At 64.8% G+C, this 25,229-nt stretch carries 22 protein-coding genes, 2 tRNA genes and 2 pseudogenes; 13 read left to right on the forward strand and 13 right to left on the reverse strand.

Translation table 11 applies throughout. The features are described from left to right. Positions 1-261: 261 nt before the first annotated feature. From tnpC to ACTTAG_RS03460, 4 genes are all read right to left on the reverse strand, one after another. On the reverse strand, positions 262-1,929 hold the full coding sequence (gene tnpC / locus ACTTAG_RS03445; RefSeq protein ID WP_444464191.1) for an IS66 family transposase: 1,668 nt from the start codon (positions 1,927-1,929) through the stop codon (positions 262-264). 64 nt (positions 1,930-1,993) lie between these two features. Next, complete coding sequence (tnpB, locus tag ACTTAG_RS03450; protein WP_444462228.1) at positions 1,994-2,347, reverse strand: IS66 family insertion sequence element accessory protein TnpB; 354 nt, start codon at positions 2,345-2,347, stop codon at positions 1,994-1,996. Next, the gene (tnpA, locus tag ACTTAG_RS03455) at positions 2,344-2,751 is read right to left on the reverse strand and encodes an IS66-like element accessory protein TnpA (protein WP_444462229.1); all 408 of its coding nucleotides are present in this window, start codon (positions 2,749-2,751) and stop codon (positions 2,344-2,346) included. The genes tnpB and tnpA overlap by 4 nt, the downstream gene beginning before the upstream one ends. A 228-nt stretch (positions 2,752-2,979) precedes the next feature. Then, positions 2,980-4,038: a TIGR03032 family protein gene (locus ACTTAG_RS03460; RefSeq protein WP_444464192.1), complete on the reverse strand. Its 1,059-nt coding sequence runs from the start codon at positions 4,036-4,038 to the stop codon at positions 2,980-2,982. Between the two features lie 249 nt (positions 4,039-4,287). On the opposite strand from ACTTAG_RS03460, the gene ACTTAG_RS03465 reads away from it, so the two are divergent. The 7 genes and pseudogenes from ACTTAG_RS03465 (at position 4,288) to ACTTAG_RS03495 (ending at position 11,346) form a co-directional block, all read left to right on the forward strand. Then, the gene (locus ACTTAG_RS03465) at positions 4,288-5,292 is read left to right on the forward strand and encodes an integrin alpha (protein WP_444464193.1); all 1,005 of its coding nucleotides are present in this window, start codon (positions 4,288-4,290) and stop codon (positions 5,290-5,292) included. 217 nt (positions 5,293-5,509) lie between these two features. After that, a complete protein-coding gene (locus tag ACTTAG_RS03470; RefSeq protein WP_444464194.1) occupies positions 5,510-7,096 on the forward strand; it encodes a hypothetical protein in 1,587 nt (528 codons plus the stop codon). A gap of 32 nt (positions 7,097-7,128) precedes the next feature. Next, positions 7,129-7,548 (forward strand): AAA family ATPase, encoded by a 420-nt coding sequence (locus ACTTAG_RS03475; RefSeq protein ID WP_444465187.1) that lies wholly within the window; start codon positions 7,129-7,131, stop codon positions 7,546-7,548. Continuing rightward, a pseudogene (locus ACTTAG_RS03480) lies at positions 7,442-7,828 on the forward strand (transposase); the annotation flags it as partial. The gene ACTTAG_RS03475 and the pseudogene ACTTAG_RS03480, both read left to right, overlap by 107 nt. A gap of 246 nt (positions 7,829-8,074) precedes the next feature. After that, positions 8,075-9,697 carry an FAD-dependent oxidoreductase gene (locus tag ACTTAG_RS03485; protein WP_444464195.1) on the forward strand — a complete coding sequence of 541 codons (1,623 nt, stop codon included), beginning with the start codon at positions 8,075-8,077 and terminating at the stop codon, positions 9,695-9,697. A gap of 97 nt (positions 9,698-9,794) precedes the next feature. After that, entirely contained in the window at positions 9,795-10,481 is a 687-nt protein-coding gene (locus ACTTAG_RS03490) for a hypothetical protein (RefSeq protein ID WP_444464196.1), read from the forward strand. Positions 10,482-10,713: 232 nt separating this feature from the next. After that, complete coding sequence (locus ACTTAG_RS03495; RefSeq protein WP_444464197.1) at positions 10,714-11,346, forward strand: DUF6538 domain-containing protein; 633 nt, start codon at positions 10,714-10,716, stop codon at positions 11,344-11,346. A 187-nt stretch (positions 11,347-11,533) separates the two neighbouring features. On the opposite strand, the gene ACTTAG_RS03500 is transcribed toward ACTTAG_RS03495, so the two are convergent. Then, positions 11,534-12,040, reverse strand: a complete 507-nt coding sequence (locus tag ACTTAG_RS03500) for a 5'-methylthioadenosine/S-adenosylhomocysteine nucleosidase family protein (RefSeq protein ID WP_444464198.1) — start codon at positions 12,038-12,040, stop codon at positions 11,534-11,536. A 33-nt stretch (positions 12,041-12,073) separates the two neighbouring features. Here ACTTAG_RS03500 and ACTTAG_RS03505 point away from each other — a divergent pair. Continuing rightward, positions 12,074-12,217: pseudogene (locus ACTTAG_RS03505) on the forward strand (IS5/IS1182 family transposase); the annotation flags it as partial. A gap of 307 nt (positions 12,218-12,524) precedes the next feature. On the opposite strand, the gene ACTTAG_RS03510 reads toward ACTTAG_RS03505, so the two are convergent. Further along, positions 12,525-12,599, reverse strand: a tRNA-Asn gene (locus tag ACTTAG_RS03510). A 66-nt stretch (positions 12,600-12,665) separates the two neighbouring features. Continuing rightward, a complete protein-coding gene (locus tag ACTTAG_RS03515) occupies positions 12,666-13,538 on the reverse strand; it encodes an MBL fold metallo-hydrolase (RefSeq protein WP_444464199.1) in 873 nt (290 codons plus the stop codon). A 39-nt stretch (positions 13,539-13,577) separates the two neighbouring features. Here ACTTAG_RS03515 and ACTTAG_RS03520 point away from each other — a divergent pair, with 39 nt between their 5' ends. Beyond that, positions 13,578-14,918: an ATP-binding protein gene (locus ACTTAG_RS03520; protein ID WP_444464200.1), complete on the forward strand. Its 1,341-nt coding sequence runs from the start codon at positions 13,578-13,580 to the stop codon at positions 14,916-14,918. A gap of 12 nt (positions 14,919-14,930) precedes the next feature. On the opposite strand, the gene ACTTAG_RS03525 is transcribed toward ACTTAG_RS03520, so the two are convergent. Continuing rightward, the gene (locus ACTTAG_RS03525) at positions 14,931-15,089 is read right to left on the reverse strand and encodes a hypothetical protein (protein WP_444464201.1); all 159 of its coding nucleotides are present in this window, start codon (positions 15,087-15,089) and stop codon (positions 14,931-14,933) included. 358 nt (positions 15,090-15,447) lie between these two features. Between ACTTAG_RS03525 and lon the strand changes: the two genes are divergently transcribed. From lon to ACTTAG_RS03545, 4 genes are all read left to right on the forward strand, one after another. Then, positions 15,448-17,859 (forward strand): endopeptidase La, encoded by a 2,412-nt coding sequence (gene lon, locus ACTTAG_RS03530; protein ID WP_444464202.1) that lies wholly within the window; start codon positions 15,448-15,450, stop codon positions 17,857-17,859. Between the two features lie 135 nt (positions 17,860-17,994). Next, positions 17,995-18,402, forward strand: a complete 408-nt coding sequence (locus tag ACTTAG_RS03535; RefSeq protein ID WP_444464203.1) for an HU family DNA-binding protein — start codon at positions 17,995-17,997, stop codon at positions 18,400-18,402. A gap of 19 nt (positions 18,403-18,421) precedes the next feature. After that, a tRNA-Val gene (locus ACTTAG_RS03540) sits at positions 18,422-18,496 on the forward strand. 715 nt (positions 18,497-19,211) lie between these two features. After that, positions 19,212-20,279 carry a YeeE/YedE family protein gene (locus ACTTAG_RS03545; RefSeq protein WP_444464204.1) on the forward strand — a complete coding sequence of 356 codons (1,068 nt, stop codon included), beginning with the start codon at positions 19,212-19,214 and terminating at the stop codon, positions 20,277-20,279. Positions 20,280-20,296: 17 nt separating this feature from the next. Here ACTTAG_RS03545 and ACTTAG_RS03550 read toward each other — a convergent pair whose 3' ends face one another. Genes ACTTAG_RS03550 through soxC form a run of 5 tightly spaced genes read right to left on the reverse strand, consistent with a single transcriptional unit; the run spans position 20,297 to position 25,213 of the window. Continuing rightward, positions 20,297-21,208 carry an MBL fold metallo-hydrolase gene (locus ACTTAG_RS03550; RefSeq protein ID WP_444464205.1) on the reverse strand — a complete coding sequence of 304 codons (912 nt, stop codon included), beginning with the start codon at positions 21,206-21,208 and terminating at the stop codon, positions 20,297-20,299. A gap of 52 nt (positions 21,209-21,260) precedes the next feature. Next, complete coding sequence (locus ACTTAG_RS03555; RefSeq protein ID WP_444464206.1) at positions 21,261-22,526, reverse strand: FCSD flavin-binding domain-containing protein; 1,266 nt, start codon at positions 22,524-22,526, stop codon at positions 21,261-21,263. A gap of 50 nt (positions 22,527-22,576) precedes the next feature. Further along, complete coding sequence (locus tag ACTTAG_RS03560; protein ID WP_444464207.1) at positions 22,577-23,272, reverse strand: c-type cytochrome; 696 nt, start codon at positions 23,270-23,272, stop codon at positions 22,577-22,579. A gap of 2 nt (positions 23,273-23,274) precedes the next feature. Further along, positions 23,275-23,952, reverse strand: a complete 678-nt coding sequence (locus tag ACTTAG_RS03565; protein ID WP_444464208.1) for a c-type cytochrome — start codon at positions 23,950-23,952, stop codon at positions 23,275-23,277. Beyond that, positions 23,936-25,213, reverse strand: coding sequence for a sulfite dehydrogenase (soxC, locus tag ACTTAG_RS03570; protein WP_444464209.1), 1,278 nt, complete (start codon positions 25,211-25,213; stop codon positions 23,936-23,938). The genes ACTTAG_RS03565 and soxC overlap by 17 nt, the downstream gene beginning before the upstream one ends. Between the last annotated feature and the right edge of the window lie 16 nt (positions 25,214-25,229).

The raw sequence follows: 25,229 nt of genomic DNA on the forward strand, positions 1-25,229 counted from the left end.
CAGCCCTGAGTCGACCTTCGTGCGGGGTTCGGAGTAAAGTCTTGCGCGGACACGGCTTTGCCTTTGCTGGCATCGGCGAGCGCCATCGTTAGCTCTCGGCCAGTGAGGCTAACCGTATGCGGCGGCCACGGCCCATTGATATTTTTCTTGCGGGTGTCGGAGGAGCGAGCGGACGGGTGCGCGTTGCGGCTTTGTATCGCCCTCAAATGATCTCACTGGGGAATCCCCTGATGAGTTCATTTCACGAGATCTGAGGGGGCCTCATTTTCCGCCCCCCCGGGCATAGGCCCATGGCATCAGCGCGTCGATGTTGCTGGCCAGGTGGCCATTGGCGAGGCGGGTGAAGAGATCGCGCAGATAGGCGTAAGGCTCGACACCGTTCATCTTGCAGGTGCCGATCAGGCTGGCGAAGCGGGCCCAGTTGCGGCCGCCCTCGTCGTGACCGGCGAAGAGCGCATTGCGGCGGTTCATCGCCGGGCTGCGGATGGCGTTCTCGACCAGGTTCGAGTCCATGTCGACCCGGCCATCGTCGAGGAAACGCCGGAAACCATCCTCGCGCTTGAGCATGTAGATCATCGCCTTGCCGAGGTCGGTTTTGCTCGAGACCCGCTTGGCCTGGGCCGCGAGCCAGAGGAAGAACGCGTCCACCAACGGGCGGGAGAGGTCCTGCCGCATCGCCCGGCGTCGGTCGGGCGCGGCGCCGCGGATGGCATCCTCGATCTTGTAAAGCGCGGCGATGCGCAAAAGCGCCTCGTCGACGATGGGCGAGCCTGTCTTTGGCTTGGCCTTGATCAACTGGCGTCGGCCGTGCGCCCAGCAGAACGCCAGCTGCAAAGGCTTGCCGCCCGCGCGTTTCGGCGTGGCCAGATGGGTATAGGCGCCATAGGCATCGACCTGGATCGTGCCCTCGAAGCCCGCGAGGATTTCGTCGGCATATGTGCCCTTCCGGCCGGGGCGATAGTGGAACACCACCCCCGGAGGCGCCGTCCCGTCCCAGCCGCGATCATCGCGCAGCACCGCCCAGAGATAGCCGGTCTTGGTTTTGCCTTTCCCCGGATCCAGCACCGGGGCCGTCGTTTCATCAACGTAAAGACGGGTGCTTTCCGCAATCAGGCGCTTGGCCATGTGCTCGACCACGGGGGCGATCAGCGCGCCGGTGCGGCCCATCCAGTCGGCCAGAACCGAGCGGTCGATCGGCACGCCATGCCGCGCCATCACCACCGCCTGGCGGTTCAGCGGCATGTGCTCGGAATGTTTGGAGACGGCGATTTGCGCCAGCAGCGCCTCGGTCGGCCAACTCCCCTCGAGCAGATGCGCGGGAGCTTTGGCTTGCACCACACCTGTGCGGCCCTTCGGGCAGGCATATCGGGGGCGGATCGTGGCGATCACCTGATAGCGCGCCGGGATGTAATCGAGCCGCTCGGTCTTGTCTTCGCCGATCCGGACCATGTCGCCACAGCCGCAGGGACAGATGATGCTTTCGGGCTCGATCACCCGCTCGACCCGCGGCAGGCTCTCGGGCAGAGCCCGGGCCTTGCGCGGGGGGCGCGGCGTTTGTTTCTCGGGATCCGGTTCGTTGGCGGCGATCCGGTCTTCGACGGCGGCAATATGGGCCTGCGTTTCGGCAATCGCCGTTTCCAGATCTTCCAGCGCCAATTCCAGCTGCGCCGGATCGAGCTTTTCCGACTTCGGCCCGAACTTCGTGCGCCGGTAATCCTGAACCTGACCTTCCAGCTTGGCGAGCAGCGCCTTCAGCTCGGCGATGAAGGCGTCCTTCTCGGCCCCAACCGACTGCTCATGCTCCCGTGCGGCGCGCTCCACCGAGGCTTCGAACCGGGCCGCTTCCAACGCCGCCTGTTGGGCCGCAAAGGCCTGCACCACCTCGGGCGGCAGGTCCGGAAACTGGCTGAGATCGAAAGGCTGCGACATGCGCCTTTCTACCCGATCCGGGAGGGAAAGCCCAATAAAACAAGCCCAAAATCTGCCCGCCGAGTCATCCCGCCGCAGTCGGCGCCTGCACCCGCTGTGCCAGAACCCGGCGCCAGTCGAGGCCCTCGAACAAGGCCTCGAACTGCGCCCGCGAAAGTCGCATCACCCCGTCCTGCACCTTCGGCCAGGCGAAGCTGCCCTGTTCCAAAACCTTGTAGACCAGCACCATCCCGGTTCCGTCCCACACCAGGATCTTCAGCCGGTCGCCGCGCTTCGAACGGAACACCACCGTCACCCCGGAATGCGGGTCGAGCTTCAGCTCGCTCTGCACCATCAGCGCGAGCGCCTGATGCCCGCAGCGGAAGTCCACAGGCTTCGTCGCGATCAGGACAGGCAGACGCTGGCCCGCGACGATCATGCCAGATCCCGCAGGGCTTTGACCAGTTCGGCCACCCGGGCGCCCGGAATGCCGTCGGGAACCCGCAACACGACGCCCTTGCCGATCTCGATGCTCACGCCGTCGGTCGCGGCCGCCGCGTCGCCGTCAACCGCCGGTTCCACCGACAGCGGCACGAAAGCAGCGGCGAAGTCCGCCACCGCCTCCTCCGGCAAGGCCAGACGCCCCGCCCGCGCCTGACGGCGCCAATCCGACAGCTGGTGCGGCAGAACCCCATGACGACGCGCGACATCGCCGACCCGTGCGCCGAGCTGAAAACTCTCCGCCACGATCCGCGCCTTAACTTCATCCGGCCAACGCCGATAACCCCGTGTCCGCGAAATCACATCGATCCGGCCACCAAAACCTTCGCCTCCATCCGCCATCACGGCCTCCTTCTGAAACTTCAGAAGGAAAATCGCCGTTCACGCGACCGGCTGGAACCGACGATTTCAATGGGTCAGAGACGGCGCATACGGCTAACCGGCAAGGTGGGCGACAGATTTAATATAGTTATCGAGGTAACATTCTGTCTCCAACTGTCCCAAGGGAGTTTGACCGCGGCGATCACGCAGACGCTGCCTCGAATGCGCCCAAGAAAAATGCACTTAAAATCAATCCAATGTGTCTTCGATTGACAACACACGCAGCACTTCGTTCCCACGCATACCGATTGCAGAAGGGCAACTCACCCCAGGCAACACGGCAACATCGAACAACTCCCGCACAACGCCTTCGATCCGTACCCATTCAATGGCATCGCCACTTTCGATATCGACCACCAACAAGCCACATCGTCCGGCACAATCCTTCACGGTCAGCGTCTGATCAAGCTTCAAGCCCTGAAACGTCCGGTTTTCTCGCGGCAGCGACAACCCGATAACAGCATATTTCCCGACAAACGCCAACCCGCGAGCAAAACCAGGGCAAAAACAGACGGGATGGAATCTGCCAGTCCCAACATCTACCCAACCAAACTCGCCGCTCCCGGAGTTCAATAGCCACAATCGCGCCCGGTAAAGCCGAGGTGAATGCGGCATCGACAGACCCTGCGCTACGGTTGCTCCGCTTTGGACGTCAACCACCATTCCACCTGCGGCCCTTCGGTCACGCCAGCCATCCACAACGTCAGACTGCGACGCGCAGGTCACATAACGTGGTTGTCCGCCTTCCATAGCCAAGCCGTTCAGATGACAACGATCTTCGGCCGCAAGGCGGCTAATGAACGGCGGACGCCAGATCGGACGAAAACTGTGGCCGTCAGACGCTGCTGACAGGCAATTGAACAGGGTGTTGGCGAACACCGGCCGCCCCTTGCCATCCATGCCGATATCATGGATATCCAGATCTCCGGTGATCCAGCAAGCATGCGGCGCATAAACCGCATCGTAAGCGTCTTGCCGTTCGTCCTTTCCTAGAACGTTATCAAAGCGGAACAGTTGCATCTGGGTGGCCAATAACAGCGTCTGGCCATCTTCCGATGCGCCAAGACCCATAGCTCTCTGAAAACTGCGTTCAAAGATGGACAGGCTGCCATCGGGTTTGAGGCCGAGGAAGATGATCTTGCCCGCCTGATAGGTAGTAAAGGCTAGCGACGCACCAACGCTGAACAACCAAGAGCCGAACCCGCGTGAGGTCGTCAGCGCAAAAGCCAAGGGTTTGGGGTCAACCATAGGCGCAATTCCAAAAGAACAAGCTGCTGTTCGTGAATAGCGCATATAACCGCGTAGCGTAAACGGTTTTAGTCGGAGGGACGACACAAACCAATCCTCCGCCGTCTTTTGCCGACTCGGTTGACAAACCGCTGTCCGGGGGGGGATCGTACCATGAAATAAATCGGCGAACGGTGCGACCTTTATCGATCAAATTTCCGATCGGCAAGACACGCCAATTTTCTTTTTGATCAGGTGTTAGGAGAAGTTATGGCGGACTTCGAACTGTCCAACCTGAACGGCAGCAACGGCTTTCAGATCAACGGGGAGGCGGCGGGCGACTTTTCCGGCTTTCCTGTCGCCTCGGCAGGGGACGTGAACGGGGACGGGTTCGACGACCTGATCATCGGGGCATATGACGCTAGTCCGAACGGCTCCTACTCCGCCGGCGCATCTTATGTGGTGTTCGGCAGGGCCGGTGGCTTTTCCGCGAACTTGGACCTCTCCGACCTTAATGGCAGCAACGGCTTTCAGATCAACGGCGAGACGGCGCGGGATTGGGCCGGCTGCTCAGTCGCCTCGGCGGGGGACGTGAATGGGGACGGCTTCGAAGATCTGCTCATCGGGGCTCGTGGGGTCGATCTGAACGGCACCAACTCCGGCGCATCCTATGTGGTGTTCGGCAGGGCCAGCGGCTTTTTCGCGAACTTGGACCTTTCCAACCTAAACGGCAGCACCGGCTTTCAGATCAACGGTGAAGCGAGGCATGACCAGTTCGGCCGTTCTCTTGCCTTAGCGGGGGACGTGAACGGCGATGGGTTCGACGATCTGATCATTGGGGCTCCTTGGGCCAGTCCGAACGGTTACTACTCCGCCGGCGCATCCTATGTGGTGTTCGGCATGGCCGGTGGCTTTCCCGCAAACTTGGACCTTTCCAACCTGAACGGCAGCACCGGCTTTCAGATCAACGGCGCGACGGAGCGCGACCATTCCGGCCTTTCTGTCGCCTCGGCGGGGGACGTGAACGGCGATGGGTTCGACGATCTGATCATAGGAGCTCCTTGGGCCGGTCCAAACGGCACCAACTCCGGCGCATCCTATGTAGTTTTCGGCATGGCCAGTGGCTTTGCCGCGAACTTGGACCTTTCCGGCCTGAACGGAAGCAACGGCTTTCAGATCATCGGTGAGACGGCGGGCGACTATTCCGGATGGTCTGTTGCCTCAGCGGGGGACGTGAACGGGGACGGCTTCGACGATCTGATCATCGGGGCCTAGGATCCGCGATGCGCCTCCCACAAGGGTCCGGAATGGGGCGCAGACGCGTCTTGCTTCGAGGAATAAGTGACCGTTTCTGTGCGCGGCGCTCTGTCGTCGGCCCGCTGGCCGCTGGCGAGCTTGGTGCGCAGATGTTCGCGGCCTCGAGCCAACGGCTTGCGCTTGATCTCCTGCCATAGCAGGGTCTCGCTCAGCGTCTTCCAACCCGGGATCTCCGATGCGCTCTGAAACCGTCACGAACATGCTCGCCGTCATTGCCGCGGCCCGCGATGCCTCCGTGCAGGGCGAACACATTGCGCGTTTCGGGCGCAAGTTGTTCGCGGCACCGAAGGACGCCGCGGCTCTGCTTGAGGCGCTTGTGCGGGTCGAAATCGCCGGGACCGAGGCTGAGCACATGAGCCGCCTGCTTGCCGCGGCGCTTGATGATGCCCGGATGGCGCGCGAGAATGGGCAGGGCAGGGGGGCCGACTTCATCGCAGGGCTCGAAGCGCAGCTCGAGAAGATTTTCACGAAAGCTCCGGGCCTGACCGGCAGCCTCGTTTTGTCAGGCACCTGGGTGCGTGCCGGGCTTGCGCCGCCCGACTGTCTGGCGTGGGGCAAGGGGGGTGACGCCGATGTGACCCTTGCGGGCGATCCTGGCGATATCGAGGCCATTCTGGAAGGCCTTCTGGGCAGCGTGATCTCGGAAAGCGGCGGCTCGGTTTCGGCGATGCATGCGATGTTCGCCGAGATGTTGCCCACGGTGCCTGTCGAGGCGCGCGAGATGCTGGTGCGGATTGCCGTGGGCCGGCCGCCCGAGGTTTTCGCCGACCTGGGCTGTGCCTGGCTGCTCGATGCAGGGGAAGCATTGCGCCGAGGGGCGCTGGCGGGGCTTTCGGACCGGTTGGCGGCGGGGCGGCTTTCGGGTGCGGCCTTGGCACGTTTGACCCTTTTGCGCAGCTGGCTTGCCGATGCCGCCCTGCGCGACGGGCTCGACGATCTGATCCGCGCGGCGATGCGCAAGGAGATCGGCGCATCGACACCGAAGCCGGACCCGGAGCCGAAGCTGCACCGGATCGTCGCGAGCTTCGTCGATGGGTCGGGGGCGCAAAGCCTCGCGGCGGCGGTGCAGGTCGGCGGCGCGCGCCTTGTGGCCGTGGCGCTGCTCAAGCAGGGGTTCGGCGTCAAAGATGCCTATGTGGTGCGCTGCGACAGCGCCACCGAGCAGCGCGGCCTCCTTGACCGGATCACCCATGAGATCGAAGCCCGCGAGGTGGCGCGCGCTTACTTGGCCGAGGCGATTGGTCTGGCGATCTCCGAGGGGCTCGAGCGCGGTTTGTCCCCGGTGCCGGGGCTTGTCGAGGTGGTGCAGGTCTGCGGCCTGTCAGGGCTGCGGCCGATCCCCGCCAGCGTCGTGTCGATCCTTGAACTCGCCGATCCCGAGGGCCATGTCGCGGGGCTTTCGGTGCAGGCGCGCGGCCGGCTGATCACCTCGAGCGAATTCTGGGACGAAGACTATCCGATGCTGGCCAGTTGGTTCGAGGATGGCGACGAGACGGCCGCCGCTCTCGCCGGTGCCAAATCCCGCGCCGGGCTGAACCGCGCGATGGGAAAGGTGCTCGAGGCGCGGCGGGACCACTGGGCGCGGATCATCGCGCGCAACGCGCATCTGTTGCGCGCGGCCGGGGCGGATGACGCCGAGGCCTTCGTTGCCGTCGCGGCGGCGATGGAGGCGGGGCGGGACTTGAAGAAGATCCCGGCGATGCAATCCGTTTGTGCGCTGTCGATCGAGGTTTGGCTTGATCGGATGGGTTCCGTAACCTGAAGGACGTCGAAGCCGACTTTGACGAAGGCTGCCTGACAACGGTCATCATCGGCCAGAACGGCGCGGGCAAATCGAACCTGATCGAGGCGATCGTCGAGATTTTCCGCCACCTTGATCCACCCACCAGCAAGCACGGCGGCAAGCTGCGGTTCACGTTCGAAATCGACTACATCATCAAGAGCCGCAAAGTGCGTGCGAGCAATCGCGACGGATCAACCAAGGTGCTGGTTGACGGCGAGCCGATGCCCATGATCCGGTTTCAGGACAGCAAGGCCGATCTCTTCCCCGATCTGGTCTTTGGCTATTATTCTGGCACCGGCCGACGGCTGGAAAAGCTCTTCGACGACCCGCGCCGATGGCCATGCCGAACGGCAGGCCGCGCTCGACATGATCCACCGCCATTCCCCCGGCTCGACCCGGCGCCTGACGCTGGGGGCGGACAAAGGCTATGACGCAGCTGACTTCGTCCGCGACCTGCGCAAGGCTTGCGTCACGCCCCATGTCGCACAAAAGGCCCGACATTCCGCCATCGACCGCCGCACCACCCGCCACGACGGCTACGCCATGTCGCTGAGACATCGAAAGCGGATCGAAGAGGCCTTTGGTTGGGCCAAGACGGTCGGTGGAATGGCGCAAACGATGTATCGCGGCCTTGACCGGGTGCGGTCGCGTTTCATCCTGACGATGGCAGCCAACAACCTGGCACGACTGCCCCGGCTGCTCGCCGCCTGAGGACGAAGAGCGGTGGACCGGCGGGGCGCTCAAGCCCAGAACTCGTACGAAAACGGGAAGTCATTCTCGTCTGCCGACTATTTCAGCGGCCTGCTACACCCTTCGCCCCCATTGCCCTGTGCACAGCCCCCGTCCCGCTTCGGTCAGCCCGCCACGGCCCGGCATTTTCGCCCCCGGCTTCGGCGAATAGGCTCTGGCGGATCGGCGCCGTTCGGCTATGCTCTGCCCCGCAAGATGGAGGGTGTGATGACCACGCGCATCGTAGTTCTGGGCGGCGGTTTTGGCGGCATGTATACGGCCCGCGCCCTCAAACGCAGGCTGGGCCGCAAGGCGGAGATCGAGCTGATCAACGCCGAGAATTACTTCGTCTTTCAACCGCTTCTGCCCGAGGTCGGCGCGGGCTCGATCATGCCCGCCCATGCGGTTTCGCCGCTGCGCTTCCTGCTCAAGGACGTGCTGGTGCGCAAGGCCGTGGTCGACAGCGTCGATTTCGACCGCAAGGTGGTGATCGTCTTTCAGGGCATCCAGCGCCGCCCGACCGAGGTGCCCTATGATCATCTGGTGATCGCGCTGGGGCAAGGCACCGATTTTTCGCGCATGCCGGGGCTTGAGGAACATGCGCTGAAGATGAAGACGCTGGAAGATGCCCGGCGTCTGCGCGAACATGTGATCGAACAGCTTGAACATGCGCAGGTCACCGCCCTGCCCGACACCAAGCGCGGCGCGCTGACCTTCACCGTCGTCGGCGGCGGCTTTTCCGGTGTCGAAACCGTGGGCGAGATGAAAGAACTGCTCGACCGCTCGCTGCCCTTCTATTCCAACATCGACCCCTCCGAGGTCCGCGTGCTGCTCGTCGAATATGCGCCGCGGATCCTGAACGAGATGCCGAAGGAACTGGCCGATTACGCGACGAAGCATCTGCTCGACCATGGTATCGAGCTGAAGCTGGGCACCGGCGTGCGCTCGGCCACGCATCGGCAACTGGTCACGACCGAGGGCGAGGTGATCGACACCCGCACCATCGTCGCCACGATCGGCAATGCGCCCTTGCCGGTGATCCTGCGCATGGGGCTGCCTTTGGAAAAGGGGCGCGTTGCCGTCGATCGCAGCCTGCGCGTCAAGGGCCGGACCGATGTCTGGGCGCTGGGCGATTGCGCGCTGATCCCGCTCAAGGACGATGCCACGGAGCGCCATGATTTCGCCCCGCCCACCGCGCAATTCGCCGTGCGCGAGGCGAAACGCGTCGCCGCCAACATCACCGCCGTGCTGAAGGGCCGCGCGCCCGGGCCCTTTGCCTACAGCTCGCGCGGCGCGCTGGCGTCCCTTGGCGCGAAACGCGGCGTCGCCGATATTTTCGGGCGCAACATCACCGGCTTTCCGGCCTGGTTCATCTGGCGGTCTTACTACCTGGCGCTTTTGCCCGGCATCGGCACCCGCATCCGGGTGATGATCAACTGGTCGCTGGATCTGCTGGGGGCGCGCAGTCTGGTGCAGCTGCGCACCTACAAGAAACCGCCGATGCGGCATGTCTATTTCCGCGCCGGCGACCGGATCTATCAGGCGGGGGACCGCTCGGACGGGTTTTACACGGTGATTTCGGGCGCGGTGCAGATGGTGCGCACCGATCCCGACACCGGCGAGCTGACGACGCGGGTGATCGGCCCCGGCGGCCATTTCGGCGAGCGGCTGATTCTGGGCGCGACGCGGCGCAAGACCTCGGTCCATGCGATCGAGGATACCAAGGTGCTGGTGATGAACCGCGCCGAATTCCTGATGCTGGCCGAAAGCTTCGAGGCCTTCCGCGACTATTTCCGCCCCTATATGGAAAAGCACGGCGTCCGCCTGCCCGAGACCCCGCCGAAGGAATAGCGCGGGCCGGGGATCGGGGCGGCTTGCGCGGCCCGGGTCGGCCCTGCCCTTCCCTGCGCCCCGCGCCGTTTCGCGCCATTCTTCGCAAGGAGCCGAGATGACCCGTTTCACGCCCCTCCGCCCGCTGCTTCTGGCCGCTGTCGCGCTGCTGGCGCCCGCACCCCTGCACGCCGAGGAGGCCGCCGCCATCCCCCTGCCCTCGGAAAGTCTGGTGCCGGGCATTCTGGTGTCGGGCAGCCTCTCGGTCGATGACACGCCGCATTACACCCTGTCGGGCGCACAGGGGCAGGTGCTCTCGGTCGATCTGGGCGGCCCGGGCGCGCTGCCCGATTTCCTGATCCGCGAGGCGGCGAAATCCGAGATCCTGTTCCTGTCCACCGAGGCGGCCGCGCCGCTGACCGATCTGGCGCTGCCCGAGCCGGGCGATTACGTGATCGAGGTGTTCCTGACCCCCGCCCTTGCCCGGCAGAACGCCCCCGTCGACTACGATCTGGCGGTGGGGCTGAGCCCGGCCGGTGTCGCCGAGGCGCTGGCGGGCGGGCCGGACTGGTGGCAGGTCACCGGCTCGCAGGCGCTGACGCTGCGCGCGGGCCCGGCGGAGCGCTTCGCCCCGGTGGGCGTGGCCGAGGGCGGCGCGGTCGGGCGCAATGACGGCTGTCATCTGAACATGGGCATGCGCTGGTGTGCGCTGCAGCTGGCGGGCTCGGGGCTGCGGGGCTGGCTGCCCGGATCGGCGCTGGCCGAAACCGCCGCCCCCTCCGACGCCGCGCCGATGGAGGAGTGAGGGGCGAAGGCGTGAGGGGCGGCGGCACCGCAGGGCCAAAACGCAGAAAGCGCTGGAAAATTTCCAGCGCTTTCCGGGAATGATGGTGGGCGATAACGGATTTATATCACGGACTTTCGCCAAAAACCCTTAAATCACTGTATTTATTGGCGGTGCGCGGCGCAAGTGGCTTGTTTTGGGTAACATTTTGGGGCGTTTTGGGTAACAAATTGGGATTCCTGAGGCCATCCACATGCACGACACAAGGCAGCCACGCGACTACCTGCACCGCGAAAACGACGGATATTGGCGCTATATTCGACGCGTCCCAACCGATCTTCAAACGGTAATCGGAAAGAAAATGCGGCGGCATTCACTTGGCCGCGACAAGATCACGGCCCGCCAAAAGGCGCGGGCATTCGAGCAAGAGCACGACGCGCTTATAACGACCTTGCGGGCCGACCCCGGTGCAGGGCAAGCCATGCGGCTGGAGCGCGCGTTAGCGCGGTCTGCTGCCCGCATGGCTGAACTGAAAGCCAAGGGCGCGCCGGATGGGCGGGCGGATCAGGGCGACCCGGAGAACGGCGGCGCATCTTACCCCGATGCAATGCCCGCTGACGCGGGCACACTGGAAAGTGTGCTTGGCGACATGTGGAAGCGCACCCCCGATGTTCTGGAGGACATTGAGGAAGAGTCCGACCCCGCCTTGCGGGCGCAGCAACTTGCCGCGTTCGCCGCCCTCGCCTTCGGAGATCAAAAGCGGGCGCAGTTCGAAGGGTTGCCGCAGCTTCCCGCGCCCACCGGGAAGGTGCAGGCCATGCAGCGCGCCGGAAACAAGTTGATGCTGGACTCGGTGCTCGAAGAGAGCGACCCGAGCGGTCTGTGAATTCGCGGCATTGCTGGCGCAGCAACCGGCGATAGCGGCCACTCGCGGCCCGCTCAGAAAGCGACACCTCATAATTCGGGTCATTCTTTCGAACAACCGTGTCGTGCATTCGGGTTGTCATTCGGTCTGGTATCTCGCTGGCCAGTCCATGTAATACATCGTAGGCGCGGTATCACTCGCACTTGGACTACTCGCTAGACAGAATGATGATCGCTGTATCCAAGGCCAGACGACACGCGCGGGCGGCTGCAATCTCATGCCAGCCGTCTTCCTTATCCATGCCCCAGTCACAAATCGCTTTGACTACAATCCACTGCACACCTGCATTATGGCAGGCGACTGCAACGGCATTCCCCTCCATTTCGCCCGCGAGAGCCTCTGGAAAATGAGTTCTGAGATCGCACACAAAATCTTTGTAATCTACAAGTTTCTGACCCGACAGGAATAGACCTTCATCGATTCTGAAATTACTTCTGTCGGTTTCATCTCGCGCAATGCGCGCTGCCTGTAGCAGGGCCTGACCCGAGGGAATTTTTTCACCGCGTGGCCTAATCTCTTTTCCAAGACGAACCGTTTCGTAATCTTGCACATGGCTTGAAAAAACTACATCGCCAAGGGCCTGTTTTCCAACGTCTTGATCCTTTGGCTTAACAGGGTGCTGAAATAGTCGGCCTCGACCGCGGATACAAAACATGATTCACCCCTTCCCATGGCGAAGGGGATCACGATGCGGGGCACGGACGAGACGAGCGGGTCGCTTTTCAGCTATGTCGACCTCGAGGATCGCATCCCGGCCAGGCATCCGCTGCGCAAGATCCGGCAGGTGGTGAACGAAGCCCTCACCAGCCTCGATGGTGATTTCGAGGGGCTTTTGAAAAGTCTCTCAGCGAGTAGGGCGCGAGAGGTGCGCGGTTGATGCCAGCCGCGACGAGGTATGGCGGTTCGTCCCTCGTAAATCCAACGACCGCAGCGGCGGGGCTGGTCCCTAATCCTGCTGGCCTGACGCCGCGCGCCCTGCACCCTTCGGTGTGGGGCGCTTTGCTAATCACTCAGCGGAATCGGGAACTTACGCGCTATCGCTGGCGTAAGCGCGCTCTTACGCCCAACTTACGCAGCCTGCATAACTACAAAAACCCCCGTGAGGGGGTTCTATAAGTATCTGAAATCCTAGGGATTTTTGGCTCCGGCGGTAGGGATCGAACCTACGACCAATTGATTAACAGTCAACTGCTCTACCGCTGAGCTACGCCGGAACACGAGGGGGTGTATAGCGGCGGTGTTTCGGGGGTGCAAGGGGGGCAAGCGGATTTTTTCTCACCTTATTCCATCGCGAAAACCGCCGCCGCCGAAAGTCGGGGATGTGCCGCGACCCGGCCCTGAAACGCCAGCGAAACAAGATGCGCAAAGAGATTGCGCGACGCCGCCCCGTGCAGCGCCCGCGGCGTGTCCGCGTAAACCTGCCCCGTCAGCCGGGCCAGATCCGCCGGGCCCGCCGCCAGCGCCGCGAGAATCTGTGCCGTGCGCGCCGCCCGATGCCCCGCCAACTCTGCCAGCCGCGCCGCGGGCGCCGTCACCGCATCGCCATGGCCCGGATAGAACACCCGCGCCTGCAGCCCCGCCAGCCGGTCCAGCGTGGCAAGATAGGCGTCCAGATCGCCGTCGGGCGGCGAAATCAGCGTCGTCGACCAGCCCATCACCACATCCCCGGTGAACACCCGATCCCCCATCGCGAAGCTCAGATGGTTGCCGAAATGCCCCGGCGTGTGCAGCGCCGTCAGCGTTTCCGCGCCAAAGGCCAACGTCTCGCCATCGGCCAGCAGCGCATCGGGAACAAAGCCCGCATCCACGCCTTCGCCGCCGCCCGCCAGCCCCTCGGCCGCCAGACGTTCCATCGCCGCAGAGCGCCCCGCCGCGGGCCCGCCAAAGGCGAAGACCGGTGCGCCCGTCGCCTGTGCCAGCGCCCGCGCGCCCTCCGAGTGATCCAGATGCGCATGGCTGACCAGAATCGCCGCCACCGTCTCGTCCGGGGCGAGCCCCGCCAGCAGCCCCCGCAGATGCGCCGAATCGGCCGGGCCGGGGTCAAGCACCGCCACCGACCCCCGGCCCAGCACATAGGAACAGGTGCCCAGATGGGTCAGCGCCGAAGGATTGGGCGCCACAAGCCGCCGCACGCCCGGTTCCAGCTCTTCCATCGCTCTTTCCCTTCGCCGTTGCACCGGCTACGGTGTGACATGGATTTCGCCTGGCTCAAACACTTCCTGCCGCGCGGGCTTTACGGGCGCGCTGCGCTGATCCTGATCCTGCCCGTCGTCACCATCCAGATCGTCGTCTCGGTGGTGTTCATCCAGCGCCATTTCGAGCGCGTCACCGAGCAGATGACCTCCTCGATGCTGCGCGAGATCGTGCTGGTGGTCGAACGGGCCGAAACCGCCGCCACCGCGGCGCAGGCGCAGGGGCGGATTGCCGATCTGGCAGAGGCGCTGGATCTGGATCTGCAGCTGCCCGCGCCGACCGCCTCGCCCGCCGCCGATGCCCGCGACATCACCGATTTCACCGGGCTCACCGTGCAATCGACGCTGCGCGACGGGCTGCCGGGGCTGATCGCGCTGGATCTGACCGCAAACGGCCGGGTCCGGCTTTGGGTCGAAAGCCGCCATGGCCCGCTTTACATCGCCTTTCCGCGCGGTTGGGTCTCTGCCTCCAATCCGCATCAGCTGCTGGTGCTGATGGTCTTCGTGTCGGTGCTGATGACGCTGATCGCCTATCTGTTCCTGCGCAACCAGCTGCGGCCGATCCAGCGCCTGGCCCGTGCCGCCGAGGCCTTCGGCAAGGGGCAGGTGCTGCCCTATCGCCCGACCGGCGCGCTGGAGGTGCGGGCGGCGGGCAAGGCCTTTCTGGAAATGCGCGACCGGATCGAGCGGCAGACGGAAAGCCGCCGGCTGATGCTGTCGGGGATCAGCCACGATCTGCGCACGCCCTTGACGCGGCTCCGGCTGGGCCTGTCGATGCTGCCCGAAGAGCCCGAGACCGAGGCCGAGATCGCCGCGATGGCGCGCGACGTGACCGAGATGGGCAAGATGATCGACGCTTTCCTCAATGTCGCGCGCGAAGAGGCCGTGGCGGGCGAGGCCGAGCGGATCGAGATCTGCGCCTTTGTCGGGCAGGTGGTCGAAGATGCGGTCCGCGCCGGGCAGCCGGTGCGGCTCGTTGGCTGCCCCGCGGCGCCGGTGACGGCGGTGGTGCGCCCCGATGCGTTGCGCCGGGCGCTGGAAAACCTGATCGGCAATGCGGTGCGCTATGGCCTCCGGGCCGAGGTTTCGGTGACGGTGCGCCCGCGCAGCCTGCGCATTCTGATCGAGGATGACGGCCCCGGCATTCCGGCCGAGCGGCGCGAAGAGGCGATGCGACCCTTTACCCGGCTTGATCCGGCGCGCAATCAGGACCGGGGGCAGGGGGTCGGACTGGGTCTGGCGATTGCCGCCGACATCGCCCGCGGCCATGGCGGCAGCCTGACGCTGACGGAAAGTGCCCGGATGGGCGGGCTTGCGGCGGAACTGCTGTTGCCGCTCTGACCCGGGGCGGGCTCAGAAGATCAGCAGGAACAGGCCGATCCAGACCCCGGCGCCGGACAGGGTGAGCGGCACGATCCACCAGCCCGAGGGCGTGTCGGCCTGTTGATCGGCCATCGGCGCCTCGGCGGCGATCCCCCGGCTCAGATCAAGGCTCATGTCGGCTGTGGTCATTTCGAAACCGCTCCCCGTTTCACCGCGTCGCGCGGCATGTTCGCCCGGCATGCGCCGAGTTTGCGCCCGATTTATTAATAAATCCTTTCGAACATATCTTTTGGAACCCGTTCCCCGGGCAGGTTCCCCGGGGCGCTGGCGCGGGCCGGGACCGTGCCGCAGGGTCTTGCGCATTCGAACCAAGCTTTGCTTGCAGCGCGGGGCGATCTGCCGCAGTGTGAAGCTTCGATGACGAAGGGGCGGGCTGTCGCTTCGGTGCAGTTGAACTGTGTCCCGCCCCCCCCTAGATATGGGTCATGGGAAGGGACGGGTTGCCAATCGCGGGGCCGGTGCCTTTCGCCGCAAACAAGGACAAAGAATGACCGCACTCCCCTCCACCCATCCGGTCCTGCCGCTGCGTGACATCGTGGTGTTCCCGCACATGATCGTGCCGCTTTTCGTCGGCCGGGAAAAATCCGTGCGCGCGCTCGAGGAGGTGATGGCCGACGACCGGCAGATTTTGCTGGCCAGCCAGATCGACCCCTCGATCGACGAGCCCACGCATGAGGGCATCTTCCGCGTCGGCGTGCTGGCCAATGTGCTGCAGCTGCTGAAACTGCCCGATGGCACGGTCAAGGTTCTGGTCGAGGGCAAGACCCGGGTGCGGATCACCGAATTCGTGCAAAACGACCGTTTCTTCGAAGCGCAGGCCGAGACGCTGGACGAGGTCGAGGGCGACCGCGACACGATCAAGGCGCTTCTGCGCTCGGTCGCCGAGGAATTCGAACGCTACGCCAAGATCAAGAAGAACATCCCCGAAGAGGCGATGGCCGCGGTGTCCGAAACCCGCGAGGCCGACAAGCTCGCCGATCTCGTCTCGGGCCATCTGGGGCTTGAGGTCAAGCTCAAGCAGGAGCTGCTCGAAACGCTTGATGTGTCCGAGCGGCTGGAGAAGGTTTACGGGCTGATGCAGGGCGAAGTGTCCGTCCTGCAGGTCGAGAAAAAGATCAAGTCGCGCGTCAAATCCCAGATGGAAAAGACGCAGCGCGAATATTACCTGAACGAACAGATGAAGGCCATTCAGCGCGAGCTGGGCGATGGCGAGGACGGTCAGAACGAGCTCAACGAGCTTGAGGAAAAGATCGCCCGCACGAAACTGTCGAAGGAAGCCAAGGACAAGGCCGAGGGCGAGCTGAAAAAGCTGCGCTCGATGAGCCCGATGTCGGCGGAAGCGACGGTGGTGCGCAACTATCTGGACTGGCTTCTGAACCTTCCCTGGGGCGTGAAGAGCCGGGTGAAAAAGGATCTGCTCGGCGCCGAAAAGGTGCTCGACGCCGATCACTATGGGCTCGAAAAGGTCAAGGAACGCATCGTCGAATATCTGGCCGTGCAGGCGCGTTCGGACAAGCTGAAGGGGCCGATCCTGTGCCTTGTCGGCCCGCCGGGTGTCGGCAAGACCTCGCTGGGCCGGTCGGTCGCGCGGGCGACGGGGCGGGAATTCATCCGCATCAGCCTTGGCGGCGTGCGCGATGAATCGGAAATCCGGGGCCATCGGCGCACCTATATCGGCTCGATGCCGGGCAAGATCATTCAGGCGCTGAAAAAGGCGAAGACGACGAACCCGCTGATCCTGCTCGATGAAATCGACAAGATGGGGCATGATTTCCGCGGCGATCCGGCCTCGGCGCTCTTGGAGGTGCTGGACCCGGAACAGAATTCGACTTTCGTCGATCACTACCTTGAGGTCGAATATGACCTGTCGAACGTGATGTTCCTGACCACGGCGAACAGCTACAACATGCCCGGGCCGCTTCTGGACCGGATGGAGATCATTTCGCTGGCCGGTTACACCGAGGACGAAAAATCCGAGATCGCCCGCCAGCACCTGATCCCGAAACAGGTCAAGGCGCATGGGCTGAAGAAGGGCGAATTCACCCTGACCGACGGCGCGCTTTCGGACATCGTGCGTTACTACACCCGCGAAGCCGGGGTGCGGAACCTGGAACGCGAGATCGCGAAAACCGCCCGCAAGGCGGTGACCGAGATCATCAAGGCCAAGGGCGCGGTGAAATCGGTCACGGTCGACGAAGCGAAGCTGGGCGATTATCTCGGCGTGAAGCGGCACCGCTACGGTCTGGCCGAGGCCGAGGATCAGGTGGGCGTGGTCACCGGTCTCGCCTGGACCTCGGTCGGCGGCGATCTGCTGCATATCGAGGCGCTGAAACTGCCCGGCAAGGGGCGGATGAAGACGACCGGGAAACTGGGCGACGTGATGAAGGAATCGATCGAGGCGGCGTCGAGCTATGTCCGCTCGATTGCGCCGGAAATCGGGGTGAAGCCGCCGAAATTCGAAACGCTCGACATTCACGTTCACGTCCCCGATGGCGCGACGCCAAAGGACGGCCCCTCGGCCGGGCTCGCCATGGTGACCTCGATCGTTTCGGTGCTGACCGGCATTCCGGTGCGCAAGGATATCGCGATGACCGGGGAAGTGTCGCTTCGCGGCAATGCCATGCCGATCGGGGGCCTCAAGGAAAAACTGCTGGCGGCGCTGCGCGGCGGCATCAAGACCGTGCTGATCCCCGAGGAAAACGAAAAGGATCTGGCCGAGATCCCGCAAAACGTGAAGGACGGTCTGGAAATCATCCCCGTCACCCATGTGCGCGAGGTTCTGGCGCGCGCCCTGGTGCGCGCGCCCGAGCCCGTCGAATGGGACGAGGCGGCCGAGGAAGCCGCGGCGGCGGCGGCGGCGAAGGCCCGGGCCGAAGCGGCAGGCGCCACCGCGCATTGATCCGCCCCACTGATCCGATCTTGTGGCGCGCCCCCTTGGGGCGCGTCCTTTTTTCTTGGGTCCGGGGGCGCAAACGGATGGCGCGCGGCGCCCCGGCGCCGTAACCTGCGGGCGACTCGAACCGATGGGGCCAACATGAGCAAGACCACGAAGAAGACCGCAGTTGCGGGCAAGTCGGCGGCGCTGGCGGGGGCGACCCCCGAGGCCGAAGCGAACGACGGCACGGGGGCGGATGACACCGGGGCGGCGGTCAGCCTGCAGGTGAAGAAAAAGGATTTCGTCGAGCGGGTGGCGCTGCGCAGCGGTGCCAAGAAGCCGGTGGCGCGCGATCTGACCGAAGCGGTGCTGGCCACGCTGGGCGAGGCCCTGTCGAAAGGCGAAAGCCTGATCCTGCCGCCTTTGGGCAAGATTGCGGTGTCGCGCCGAATCGACAAGGCGGGCGGCGAGGTGCTGCAGGTCAAGCTGCGGCGCATGTCTTCGGGCGAAGCGGCGAAAAAGAACGAAGATTTTGCCGCAGACCCCCTTGCGGAGGCCGAGGACTGAGGCTAAACACCGCTCCACCGGGCGATTAGCTCAGCGGTAGAGCGCTTCGTTCACATCGAAGATGTCAGCGGTTCAAATCCGTTATCGCCCACCAGAATCATCTTGAATAAAATCAAGCACTTAGGCCCCCTCACGGGGGCCTTTTGCTACCCAAAACACCCCAAGATGTTCCCCAAACACACCCGCTGACGCGGGCTGCCCCAAAGCGAAAAGGGGCCGTTAGGCCCCCTCTCTTTTCAGCTTCAAGCCGAGTCACCGTCACCACTCATCGGCGCCTAGCTGCGGATCAAGAGTGCCTTGCAGCGATGGCCTCCGGCGATGGAGGGGCAAGATGGTCCGAAACGAAGTTCCTCTGGCAAAGCACCCCGCGCAATCGCAGCCGTTGATCAGGACCGACGCCGCCCGTTCCGATCGTCAACGTGGCATCATCGGCGCCGATCACATGCCACCCGGGTTGGGCGCCCTGGCAACCATCCCGGCGGTTTGCCTGAGGGAAGCGGAGCTCAATGCACATGTTCGGGCCCTTCGTTCGGGCCGAGGCAGGTCGGGATCGAGGCGGGGCGGGTGGCGGCGCACGCGCCGACCACTTCGGCGACAGCCCCGAGCCTGTGAACTGGGGCCACGTCGGGACGCTGGACCATTTCCGCGCCTGCCTTCGCGAAATCAGCGACATGACTTTCCTCGAGGGCGAGCATAGCCGAGGGGATCGTCGTCCAAGCGCGCAGACGCCCCGCAAAGGGCTTGTCAGCGCGGGGGGGGCGCCGCAAGATCGGGGTTCGGGCCGGTTGGGCCCTCCGGGAGGGATGCCGATGACCTTGCTGAGCCTGCTCGACATCCTCGACGAGGACGAACTGGCCGCGCTTCTGGGTCTTCTGACCGGCGCGGTTTTCGGCTTTGCGGCGCAGCGGGCGTCGTTCTGTCTGCGCGCGGCGACGGTGGAATTTGCCCGCGGCGCGCTTGGGCCGCGGATCGCGGTCTGGTTCCTGACCTTTTCGACGGCGGTGGTCTGGGTGCAGGGGGCGCAGATGCTGGGCCTGTTCGATGCGGCCGAGGCGCGGATGATGGCGGTGACCGGGTCGTGGTCGGGGGCGATCCTTGGCGGGTTGATGTTCGGCGCGGGCATGGTGCTGGCGCGGGGCTGTTCGGGGCGGCTTCTGGTGCTGGCGGCCACGGGCAATCTGCGCTCGGTGGTGTCAGGGCTGATCTTTGCGGTGGTGGCGCAGATGTCGCTGCACGGCTGGCTGGCGCCCTTGCGGCAGGCGCTGGCGGGGCTTTGGGTGACGCCGGGGGGACGCAACCTCGACCTGCTGACGGCCCTGTCGCTGCCAGAGGGCACGGGGCTTGTGGTGGGCGGGCTCTTCATGCTGCCCGCCTTCTGGCTGGTGCGGCGCAACCGCATCGGCTGGCCGAAGGTCGTCTTCGCTTCGGGCGTGGGTTTTGCCGTGGCTCTGGGCTGGGTCTCGACCTATCACCTCAGCCAGATCGCCTTCGAGCCGGTCAGCGTCACCTCGGCCACCTTTTCCGGCCCCTCGGCCAATATGCTGATGTTCTTCCTGACCGAGGCCCCGGGGCTTGATTTCGACATCGGTCTGGTGCCCGGCGTGTTTCTGGGCGCCTTCGTCGCGGCGGCGCTGCGGCGCGAATTGCGGTTTCAGGGCTTCGAGGGCGAGGGGCAGATGCGCCGCTCGATGTTCGGCGCGGTGCTGATGGGCTTTGGCGCGATGCTGGCCGGGGGCTGTGCGATCGGCGCCGGGGTGACCGGGGGGGCGATCTTCGCGGGCACGGCCTGGGTGGCGCTGTTGTGCATGTGGATCGGCGCGGGCGTGACCGACCGGCTGGTCGATCAACCGCGCGAGGGGGGGCGGCTGCCCGGCTGAGCCTCGGACGCTGGCTCTCAGGCCCCGGGAACGAAGCGATAGCCTTCGCCCGCGCGCTCGGCCCGGCCAATGCCGCCTTCGGGCAGGTGATAGCCGATCACGGTGACCCGCTCGGCGGCCAGACGGTCCAGCAGCGCGCTGCGGGTTTGCGCCGCCTGTTCGGGGTCCTGATCCGAGCCCGAGGCCCAGCCCGGCCGCGCAAAGCCGACGTGATGATTGCCGATGCAATCGCCCAGCACCATCACCGGATCGGCGCCCCCGATTTCAAAGGCCAGATGCCCGGGCGTGTGGCCGGGCGTCAGATGCGCCACGATGCCCGGCAGCGCCTCGGCGCCGTCGTCGAGCAGCACCAGCCGCTCGGCCAGCGCGCCCAGCCTGCGCGCCGCGCCAACGGCAAAGGTGGTGCGGGCAGCCCCGATGCTGGCCACGGTGTCGGGATCGGTCCAGTAGTCGAATTCGGCCCGGCCGATCATGTGGGTGGCCTTGGCAAAGACCGGCTCGTCGAAATCATCCAGCACCCCCCAGAGGTGATCGGGATGGGCATGGGTGAACAGCACATGGGTGATGTCATCAGGGGTCAGATCCAGCGCCGCCAGCGCCTCGGAAAGCTTGCCCGCCGTGGGCTGGAAATCCGGCCCCGCGCCCACATCGAAAAGCACCGTATGGGTGCCGTCGCGCAACAGCGTGACATTGCAGGGCGGCGTCAGCCGGTCGGTGGAAAGGTGAAATTCCTCAACGATCTTGGAAAGTTCCGCCTGCGGCATGCCCCCCAGGATGAAATCCCCCGGCAAGACCAGCGACCCGTCGGACAGCGTGTCGATGCGCCGCGGCCCAAGGGTCATCGTCGTAGCGGCCCAGATCCGCTGCGGCACCAGCGGCCCGGCCAGAGCGGCAGCGGCAAGGGTCATGATGCGGCGACGGGTCAGCATGGAAAATCCCCCGAAACAGGCTGCGGGCACCGGTCTGGCGCCCGCAGGCAGATCAGCCGAAGATGTCGGCGGTGATGCCCGCATACCAGCCGAGCGATTCCTCGAACGTGGCCTTGCGCAGCGCCGCATCCTCGCCGGTGGCGGAAATGAAGCTCTCGACCGAGGCGATCTTTTCCGCCGTGGGCTCGTAGCTTGCCCCCACCTTCACGCCGTCGTCGGTCTCGATCAGCGACCAGCAGGTGTTGGTGTATTTCGCCGGAAACACCCGGCTGCCCAGCAACTCGCCGCGGATCGCCATCGCCGCCACCTTGGCCTGGGAATTGGCGGAAAAGGCCGATTTCGGCATGTCGCCCTGCGCGCTGGCATCGCCCAGCACCCAGACGTTCGCATCCGTCTTCGAGCGCATCGAGAACGGATCGACCGGCGCCCAGCCCTTGTCGTCGGTCACCCCCGCAAGCGCCGCGATCTTGCCCGCGATCTGCCCCGGAATGACGTTGCAGGCATCGACCTTTTGCACCTCGCCGTCGATCACCAGTTCCATCGTCTCGGGCCGCACCTCGACCGCGCCGCCGCCGAAGTCCGGGCCGATCCAGTCGATCATGCCGTCGTAATGCCTGGCCCAGCCTTCCTCGAAGAGCGGCTGTTTTGAATATTTCTCTTTCGGATCAAAGATCAGGATCTTGGCCTTGGGGTTTTTCTGCTTCAGCACATGGGCCACCATCGAGATCCGCTCATAGGGGCCGGGCGGGCAGCGATAGGGGTTGGGCGGCGCCACCATGGCGAAAGTGCCACCCTCGGGCAGCTCTTCGACCATCTTTTTCAGAAGCTGCGTCTGCGGCCCGGCCTTGTAGGCATGCGGCATGATCTCGGCGTGACTTTCCAGCGACCAGCCCGGCACCGAGCCCTCCTTGAAATCGATCCCGGGCGAGAGCACCAGCCGGTCCCACGGCAAGACCGCACCGCTTTTCAGCGTCACGGTTTTCGCGGCCCGGTCCACCCCGGTGGCCAGATCCGTCAGCACCGTGATCCCCGCCGCCGAGAGCTTTTCATAGCCGTGCTGCAGGCTCTCGAAGTCGCGGAAGCCGCCGATGTAGAGGTTGGAGAAAAAGCAGGTGGTGTAGATCGGATTGGCGTCGATCAGGGTGATGTCCAGCGCCCCGGCCGCATCCTTGGCCAGATAGCGCGCACAGGTGGCGCCGCCCGCGCCCGCGCCGATCACCACCACGCGCGGTTTCGTCTGCCCCCAGACGGCGGGGGCGGCCAGAAGCGTTCCGGCGGCCAGGCCGGTGCCGATGAAATGACGTCTGTTCAGTCTCATGCAGGTCTCCTCCGGGTTGGGTCCGGCGCGGTTGGCTCCGCGCCCCTTAGCTATTCAAGCGTGGCGAAATAGGCGGCGAGCGCCGCGATTTCCTCGTCGTTCAGCCGCCCGGCCATCATCTGCATCACCGGATGGGGCCGCAGCTTCTGCTTGTAGGCATGCAGGGCCAGCACGAAATCCGGTTCCGGCCAGTGCGTGATCGAGGGAATGCCCCGGTCCGAGCCGTCGCGCTGATGGCAGGTCTGGCATTCCGAGGACAGATATTCGCCCCAGTCGCGGTCGCCCTTGATCGCCAGCACCTCTGGCGCCAGATCGGGATTGGTCTTGCGCGCGGTCGGTTCGGCCTCGGGGATGTCGCGCGGCTTGTCGGACCATTCGCGCAGGAAGGCGAGCAGGTCGGCCCGTGCCTTGGCATCGTGCAAGCCCTTGAAAGCCATGCGCGTTCCCGAAACCAGCGCCTTGGGGTTGTCGATATAGGGGTCGAGCGTCTCCAGCGTCCAGACCAGCCCGTCCGCCCCCATCCGCGCCATCGCTTTGGAATAGGCGAAATCGGGCACACTGCCCGCGCGGCGCCCGAAGACGCCGTTCAGCCGGGGACCGACGCGGTTTTTCGCCCCCTCGCCGATCTGATGGCAGGCGGTGCAGTTGCGGGCAAAAAGCGTCGCGCCGCGGTCCGCATCGCCGATCTCGGCCGCGCCCAAGGGGCTGGCGAGCCACAGAGCCAGAACGAAAACCCCCGCCCGCATCCTCAGTTTTCCTTGGGCGGGGGCGGCAGGCTGCCCGCCGGGCGGCCATCGGGGTCTTCGGGGGTGACGTTCAGCTCGGCCGCGCGTTTCGTCACCTTGGGCGGCGTCGCGCGACAGTTTTCCATGCAGGGCGGGTGGGTAAAGAGCGGCAGCTCGGTCACGTCGCGGTCATCGGGGTAGAAGCCCTGCGCGTTGGGCAGCGTGACCGAGGTGAAATTCGCCTTCGAGAGGGTGAAGTCATCTTCCACCAAGCCATTGGAATACAAAAGAAACGCGACGATCGCATAGGCTTCGTCGGTGCTCACCGTCTGCGCGTTGCCAAAGGGCATCGAGCGGTGGATGTAGTCGTAAACGGTGGAGAGATAGGGCCAGTAGCTGCCGATCGTCTTGACCGGGCGGCGGTCGGTGAGCGTGCCCACCCCCCCCGCCAGCACCGGCCAGCTGTCGAGCCCCTCGGCGAATTCGCCGTGGCAGGTGGCGCATTTTTCCGCAAAGACTTCCTCGCCCGTCGCCACATCGCCCGAGCCTTCGGGCAGGCCGGTGCCATCGGGCAGCACCGTCACGTCCCAGGCGGCGATTTCCGCGGGCAGGGCAGGGCGGCCAAGGCCGAGCGGCTCGGCCTGCCCGGGCAGGGCGGCGCAGATCAGGAGCGCCGCCAGAACCTCAGCCGATCTCGACATTTTCGACCTCCCCGTCGGGCTTGACCCACCAGGTCTGCACGGCGTTGTTGTGATAGACGTTGTTCAGCCCCCGGATCGCGCGCAGTTCGTCCTTGAAGGGCTGGACGTAGCCGGTCTCGTCGGTGCAGCGCGACATCAGGAACATCTCGGACCCGTCCCAGACCATGTCGAAATGAAACCGCGTCAGCGCCTTGGGCTTCACATCGCCTGAAAGCCGCGCCGGGGCCCAGGTCTTGCCGCCGTCGGTCGAAACATCGACCGCCTTGACCTTGCCGCGCCCGCTCCAGGCAAGGCCGGTCAGCACCAAAGGCCCCGGCCCGTGGCGAATGGGCACCTGGGGCGAGGGCGCGGTGATCACCGATTTCGCATCCATGATCCAGGTCCATTTCCGCGCCCGGCCATCGGGCATCAGATCGGTGTATTTCGAGGTCTCCTCGCGGCTTTCCACCGGCTGATCGTAAACCCCGATCCGGCGCAGCCATTTGATCCACATGTTGCCCTCGAAGCCGGGCACGACCAGACGGGCGGGGTAGCCATGTTCCTTGCGCAACGCCTCGCCATTGGCGAAAAACGCCACCATCACGTCGTCCATCGCCTTTTCCAGCGGCATCGAGCGACCGTTCGAGGACGCATCCGCGCCTTCGGCAAAGATCCATTTCGCCTCGGGCTTCACCCCGGCCTCGGCCAGAAGATCGCGCAGCAGGATGCCGGTATATTCCATGTTGTGGATCATGCCCTGGGTGAACTGGCAGCCCTCCAGCTGCGCGCCGCCCCATTCCATGCCGCCATTGGCCGCGCATTCGCAAAAGGCGGTCAGCACATGGCGCGGAAAGCGCAGCAGATCGTCGAAGGTGAAGACCAGCGGGCGGTCCACCAGCCCGTTGATCATCAGCCGATATTCGCCCTTCGACATCTCGATGGCGCCGGAATGATGGCGTTCAAAGGCGCAGCCCTGCGGGGTGATCGTGCCTTCCAGCGCATGAATCGGCGTGAAGTTGATCGACGAGGCCGTGCTTTCGGTCAGCCATTCGACATTGCGGCGCACCACATGGTCTTCGTAATGGATCGGCATCCCGTAGGGCGTGGCATCGACCGGATCGCCGAAGGCCGAGGCGAAGGGCTGCACTTCGGTGATCAGCGGATCGGGGGTCTGGGCGGCGGCGCTGCCCGCCCCGGCCACCAGCCCCGCGCCTGCGAGCATGGAATTGCGCAGGAAATCGCGGCGCGAGGGGCCGGGGTCCTTGGCATCATCTTCGGTCATTTCGGGCTCCTTGGAC

Origin of the sequence: Rhodobacter capsulatus (assembly GCF_052363185.1) — a bacterium.
In the GTDB taxonomy this organism is placed as follows: Bacteria; Pseudomonadota; Alphaproteobacteria; order Rhodobacterales; family Rhodobacteraceae; genus Rhodobacter; species Rhodobacter capsulatus_E.